7 protein-coding genes are annotated in these 4,212 nt (G+C 42.9%); 6 read left to right on the forward strand and 1 reads right to left on the reverse strand.

Features of this window, described 5'->3' with window-relative positions:
• The 3 genes from WMO44_RS14395 to gloA2 form a co-directional block, all read left to right on the forward strand.
• Window positions 1-609: hypothetical protein (locus WMO44_RS14395; protein WP_349152991.1), on the forward strand; the 609-nt coding region annotated here is incomplete at its 5' end.
• An 85-nt stretch (window positions 610-694) separates the two neighbouring features.
• A complete protein-coding gene (locus WMO44_RS14400) occupies window positions 695-1,006 on the forward strand; it encodes a hypothetical protein (protein WP_349152992.1) in 312 nt (103 codons plus the stop codon).
• Between the two features lie 20 nt (window positions 1,007-1,026).
• Window positions 1,027-1,419 (forward strand): SMU1112c/YaeR family gloxylase I-like metalloprotein, encoded by a 393-nt coding sequence (gene gloA2 / locus WMO44_RS14405; protein WP_097792455.1) that lies wholly within the window; start codon window positions 1,027-1,029, stop codon window positions 1,417-1,419.
• Window positions 1,420-1,498: 79 nt separating this feature from the next.
• Here gloA2 and WMO44_RS14410 read toward each other — a convergent pair whose 3' ends face one another.
• Window positions 1,499-1,978: a flavodoxin gene (locus WMO44_RS14410; protein WP_349152993.1), complete on the reverse strand. Its 480-nt coding sequence runs from the start codon at window positions 1,976-1,978 to the stop codon at window positions 1,499-1,501.
• A gap of 240 nt (window positions 1,979-2,218) precedes the next feature.
• Here WMO44_RS14410 and WMO44_RS14415 point away from each other — a divergent pair, with 240 nt between their 5' ends.
• From WMO44_RS14415 to WMO44_RS14425, 3 genes are all read left to right on the forward strand, one after another.
• Window positions 2,219-2,728, forward strand: a complete 510-nt coding sequence (locus WMO44_RS14415; protein WP_349152994.1) for a hypothetical protein — start codon at window positions 2,219-2,221, stop codon at window positions 2,726-2,728.
• Between the two features lie 380 nt (window positions 2,729-3,108).
• Window positions 3,109-3,432: a PadR family transcriptional regulator gene (locus WMO44_RS14420; protein WP_097782885.1), complete on the forward strand. Its 324-nt coding sequence runs from the start codon at window positions 3,109-3,111 to the stop codon at window positions 3,430-3,432.
• 1 nt (window position 3,433) lies between these two features.
• Window positions 3,434-4,021: a DUF2812 domain-containing protein gene (locus tag WMO44_RS14425; protein ID WP_097782884.1), complete on the forward strand. Its 588-nt coding sequence runs from the start codon at window positions 3,434-3,436 to the stop codon at window positions 4,019-4,021.
• The last annotated feature ends 191 nt before the right edge of the window (window positions 4,022-4,212 follow it).

A 4,212-nucleotide genomic window follows, 5' to 3' on the forward strand; every position in this document is an offset into this window, starting at 1 on the left:
TGCAGGCGAGTGATGGCGCACAATTTCAAACAGGCTGTTCCAACATTCTGGTGCAGAGAAGGACTGGAACTTGTGGGGCAAACTCAATGTACATCCGAAGTCTTTCAGGTCAGTGACATTGAAAATGCGGTTTTTCAAGCACTTAAAAAGGAACTCTCCCTGCTTGATGTCCTCTATGGAGATATTCAAAAGGAAGAACAAGGATTGAAGGAAGCCCACAAAAAGGCAAGCCGCCGCAAAACTCTGATGGAGCAGGAACTTAAAAATCTGAAAGGGGAGAAGATGCGGATGTATGAGGAATATGCAGCAGGAACGCTCTTACTGGATACTTACAAGCAGAAAAAGCAGGAGTGTGATAGACGAATTTCAGAGGTACAAGAGCAAATTGAACAATCCAAAGTGGAAGAATCCACCAAGAGCGTTGTGCCGGGAACTGTGCGCGCAGCGGCAGAGCAGGCAGAAAACTTTTTGAATGGAACGCGGCTTACGGCAAGTATGGTGTCGGCGTTCATTGAGAATGTCTTTGTATATGATGGCGGGCGCATTGTGGTACGGTTCAAATATGAGCAGAGCATTCAGGATGCTGTAAAAGCGTTACACACAGGTTAAAGTTTGAAAAGGCTGAGTTGTCCATGTTGTAACAACAAAGAGTGTGTTATAATATGGGCAACAAAACGGCCGGAAAGAGGACATTATGAAAGCGATTCGATGGCTGTTAAAATTGGTGCTGGTGATGATAACCCTGCCGCTGATTCTTGCTGTGTGGCTGGCAAAATGGTTTGTGGTATTTCTGCATCACTGTTCGGCATGGTTTTTCTATCTGCTGGGCAGTGTGCTATTGGTAACGGCGATGCTTTCGTTCCTGATGCAGCAATCACAGGGGATGGAAGCACTTCAAATGCTGATCGGTGGATTCGTGATTTTTATGATACCGCAGGTGGTCGGCAGCGTGATCGTGCTTCTGGAACTGGCGGCAGTAATGCTTCGGCAGGCATGGTACATATAAAATAGGGAGGCGTACAGATAGTGAAATTGGCGGCGATTCATCATGTGGCGATTATCGTTTCTGACTATGAAAAGTCGAAAGATTTTTATGTGAACAAACTGGGCTTTGCAGTTGTAAGAGAAAACTTCCGCAAGGAGCGGAATGACTGGAAACTGGATTTGTGTGTCGGTGATGGAGCCGATGCGATTGAACTGGAAATTTTTGCAGAGCCGAACCCACCCAAACGTGTAAACAGGCCGGAAGCCTGCGGTCTGCGGCATCTGGCGTTCCGGGTGGAGAATGTGGAAGCTACCGTGGAAGAACTTGCGCAGATGGGAATTGAATGTGAACCGATTCGATTAGACAGCTACACCAAAAAGAAAATGACCTTTTTCTTTGACCCGGATGGCCTGCCCTTGGAACTGCATGAATAAAAAACAACGCCCTCATAGTTGAGAGGATTCGTAAATCTTCTCAGCTATGAGGGCGTTTCATTCCGCAGGAATGTGAAAGTTACAGGCTCAGCGTTTCTACCCATGCAGACAAGTCGGCTTTGCTGGAATAGGAGTTGAACACCTTACCATGCAGCAACTTTGCACCGGGGCAACTCGGCGCAAGTTTTTCATTGGTCTTACCCATGCCGCTGCCGCCAGAGGTGGCAAAGGGAATAATCGTTTTACCTTTCAGATTGTAGCTTTCTAGAAATGTATTGATGATGGTGGGAGCAACATACCACCAGATAGGGAAGCCGACAAAGATGGTGTCATACTCGTCCATGTTATCACGTTTAGCGGCGATGGCAGGGCGAGAGGTCGGATCGCTCATTTCGATGGTGCTACGGGATTTCTTATCCATCCAGTTCAAATCGGCCTTGGTATAAGGAACTTCCGGCTGAATCTCAAAAACGTCTGCACCGATAGCATCTGCCAGATTTTCGGCAACTTTTGCGGTGACACCGCTGGCAGAAAAATAGGCGACAAGTCTTTTGCTCATGATAATGCACTTCCTCTTGATAATTTTGTATAGGATAAGTATAGCACGGCAGGAAAGTAGCATCAAGCGGTTGTCCATGATATAACATCAACGACAATGTTATATTATGGACAACTGTTCGTAAAAATTTAAGGATTTTGAGGGAATTGCACAGCTTGATATGATGAGTGGTTTATGGTAAGATAGAATTACAATAGCGGACAAAAGCTACTGTTGACTACGACAAGGAGGTGTAAGCCAATGGGATTAGCTGATACCGTGACCAAAGCCTATATGAAAGATAATTCTGTGTTTGCGGATGCGTTTAATTACTTGATCTACGGCGGCGAAGCAGTTGTAGACCCTAAACAACTGCAAGAACTGGATACTACGGAGATTGCATTACCGTTTGGATCGCAGGATGAAGATGGAAAACAGCCTGAAGAAGCAGTTCAGAAATACCGTGATGTGCTGAAATCAGCAATCATTAAACAGGATGATGAGGCTGCGTACATTTTACTGGGAATCGAAAATCAGACTGACATTCATTATGCAATGCCTGTCCGCAACATCATCTATGATGCTCTCCAGTACGGAAAACAGGTGGCTGATATTGCAGCCAAGCATCGTGCGAGTGATGGAGATGCAAAAGGGCATAGCCGTGGCGAGTATCTTTCTGGATTCTACAAAGAAGATAAGATTACTCCTGTTATCACGCTGGTGCTGCACTTTGGCGCAAATGAATGGGATGGGCCCGTTTCCCTTAATTAAAGATATCACTTACTAAGTGTAACCCACGCTTACAATATTTGACATGATATTTCACAAAAAGCTTTTCTATAACCTGTTCAATGTCACAAAATTCAAAGACACGCTTTATAAACTCTTGATTACTATTACGGTTAACGATATAATTAGCTTGGACGAATCAATGTGTACGATTCTCCATGCCGAACGGTTTCGTGAAGCATCAACCTCATCGTAAATGAGCTTTCATAGTGACTAAGCCACATAGCATAGCTGCTTCCTATGAATAGTTTCACGCACAAAAAAAGGAGATTTCTCATGGAAACTGAACACCTTGGTAATGCGTATTTAGCCGATGTGACAATCAATTTGGATAAAGGGCACATATTCGAAGCGGAGGTTCTATGAAAGACTATGTGCAAGGGGGAACCCTTACAGAAGTTACAGATTTAATACTTTTGTCCCTTTATGAACCAAGGCATGGATATGCAATCATTCAATTTGTTGAGGAAGTAACAAACGGAAGGGTATTATTAGGAGCAGGGACATTATATGGTGCTCTATCCTCGTTAGAACAAAAAGGATGGATTAAATTACAAAGCACTGAAAGTACAAGCAGAAAAAAAGTATATTTAATAACACCTTCTGGAAAGGAGGCTGTCCAAACCGAAATAGATCGACTTCATCAATTAATCGACTTAGCGGAAAGGATTTCAAAGGAGATTTAATATGCGCTACAAAAAGGTACGTTTTTTTGGTTGTCTATTATCCTTACAAGAGAAATGGCTTAATAGAATGTCCCAACAAGGGTATCACTTAATAAATACATCACGGGCTATCTATGAGTTTGAAACATGCACTCCGGGGGAATATCAATATAAGATTGATTATATTGGTCACAGGAGTCGTGAAAGCTCAGACAAGTATGTTGAATTTCTTCAAAGCTTAGGATACGTTGTTTTTTTCAAGAACATTAATCTAAACTACTCTCTTGCCAAAGTACAATTTCGTCCGTGGGCTGAATCAGGTGGAAAGCTATCAACGCCTAAGACGACACTTAACAAAGAATTATTGATTGTCGAAAAAAAGAATGATGGAAAGCCATTTGAATTATATACTACCCTTGAAGATAAACTAGCTTTGTATAAATCAGCACAGTCGGCGTGGATATTCTTTTTTTTCATCTTTATGATTATGGCTGTGCTTATGAAATCTTTCATCTATAGTGCGTTAGCAATCACATGCCTTATCATCGTTATTGTCTATTGGTTTCCAATTTATAAGATTATTAAAGAGCGTCGAACAAGGGAAGATTAGCTTTTGTTCTCTATCGTAATTCACTCAATTTAATACAATCTCTCTGCCTATTCATATAAACCACCACGGCAATTCCAGCCACAGGTTATCCATAGCCTGTTCCTCGGTCTTTTGGGCGCGGCCTTTCGTCAGGTGAAAGTATATCGCCGTGCCGATCAGCGGATGTTCCTCGCCATCGGTGAAGCCATAGC

Origin of the sequence: Faecalibacterium tardum (assembly GCF_040096515.1) — a bacterium.
Lineage (GTDB): Bacteria > Bacillota > Clostridia > Oscillospirales > Ruminococcaceae > Faecalibacterium > Faecalibacterium tardum.

Bases quoted from the DNA above. Each gene is read 5' to 3' on its own strand.
- WMO44_RS14415 (WP_349152994.1), top strand. From the start codon at position 2,219: ATGGGATTAGCTGATACCGTGACCAAAGCCTATATGAAAGATAATTCT.
- WMO44_RS14420 (WP_097782885.1), top strand. From the start codon at position 3,109: ATGAAAGACTATGTGCAAGGGGGAACCCTTACAGAAGTTACAGATTTA.
- WMO44_RS14425 (WP_097782884.1), top strand. From the start codon at position 3,434: ATGCGCTACAAAAAGGTACGTTTTTTTGGTTGTCTATTATCCTTACAA.
- WMO44_RS14400 (WP_349152992.1), top strand. From the start codon at position 695: ATGAAAGCGATTCGATGGCTGTTAAAATTGGTGCTGGTGATGATAACC.
- WMO44_RS14410 (WP_349152993.1), bottom strand. From the start codon at position 1,978: ATGAGCAAAAGACTTGTCGCCTATTTTTCTGCCAGCGGTGTCACCGCA.